1 protein-coding gene is annotated in these 1,383 nt (G+C 65.9%); it reads right to left on the bottom strand.

Annotated elements, in window-relative coordinates:
• Nucleotides 1-328: 328 nt before the first annotated feature.
• Nucleotides 329-1,383, bottom strand: a 1,055-nt coding sequence (locus ACFWPJ_RS32925) for a steroid 3-ketoacyl-CoA thiolase (RefSeq protein ID WP_378857445.1), incomplete at its 5' end; no start/stop codon positions are given.

Raw genomic sequence — 1,383 nt, forward strand, 5'->3', positions numbered from 1 at the left:
TCCACAGCTTATACTAAAATTTTTTATTCGCGGCTTTTAAACAAAAACCCACCCCATAAAACTGTATTCGACTCGGTTTCCGGGCCCACCCCGGGCCCCGGGGGGGGGGGTGCCCGCGTTTGCGGGTCACCCCAACGACTCCTGCAGAGAGGGAGGCTATGCGGGTTCGTGCCCGTCGCGGCGATCTTCGCACGCCGACTGGCAGTAGCTCAAAAATAGCTGACATCTCATCATCCCCCTGGCTCCCCGGATTGTGTGGCGTACGACACGTTCCGGGCGCCCTGGGATGAATGTTCAACCTGGGCGCCCGGTTTCGGTGAGGTCCAGTCTACAGGCGTTCGATGATCGTTCCGGTCGCGAGCGCGCCGCCTGCGCACATCAGCACCATGGCCGTGCCCTTGCCCGTTCGTTCGAGCTCGTGCAAAGCGGTGGTGATGAGCCGGGAACCGGTGGAGCCGACCGGATGCCCGATTGCGATCGCACCGCCGTTGACATTTACCCGGTCCATGTCCGGCTGATGTACAGAAGCCCACGAAAGTGCGACGGACGCGAATGCTTCATTGATCTCGAAAAGGTCGATATCCGAAATCTTCATTCCGGAGCGCTCGAGCAGCCGGGTGCACGCCTGCACCGGACCGTCGAGGTGGAACTCCGGCTCCGCGCCGACGAGCACCTGGGTGTGGATGCGCGCCCGCGGCCGCAAACCCTTGTTGCGCGCGACGGTTTCGTCCATCAGCAGGACCGCGGCGGCGCCGTCGGAGATCTGCGACGAGGTGCCCGCGGTGTGGATGCCGTCGGCGACGACGGGCTTCAGCGCCGCGAGACCCTCGAGCGTGGTGGCGCGCAGACCTTGGTCGCGAGTCACCTCCAGCTTCTCGCCGGTGGCATTGCCCTCGCTGTCGAGCACCGGCGCCGACACCGGGAGCACCTCGCGATCGAAGCGTCCTTCGGCCCAGGCCTGGGCAGCCAATTGCTGTGAGCGAAGGCCGAATTCGTCGATGTCGGAACGGGTGATGCCGCGCCTGCGGGCAATTCGCTCTGCCGCGCCGAACTGATCGGGCAGATCGATCGACCACGACGCGGGCCGCCGCGGACCCGCCTCGGTGCCGACGTTCGCGCCGAGCGGCACGCGGCTCATGGCCTCGACGCCGCACGCGATGCCGGTGTCGATCGCGCCGGTGGCGATGAGACCGGCGACGAGGTGGTTGGCCTGCTGCGCCGAGCCGCACTGGGCGTCGATGGTGGTGGCGCCGGTCTGCCAGGGCAGGCCCGCGTGCAGCCAGGCGACCCGGGTGACGTTGTTGGACTGCTCGCCCGCCTGGGTGACGCAGCCGCCGATCACCCTGTCTCTTATACAAAACTGACTCTGCCGACGCAAATAGA

The sequence above is a fragment of the Nocardia sp. NPDC058497 genome (assembly GCF_042720195.1).
Lineage (GTDB): Bacteria > Actinomycetota > Actinomycetes > Mycobacteriales > Mycobacteriaceae > Nocardia.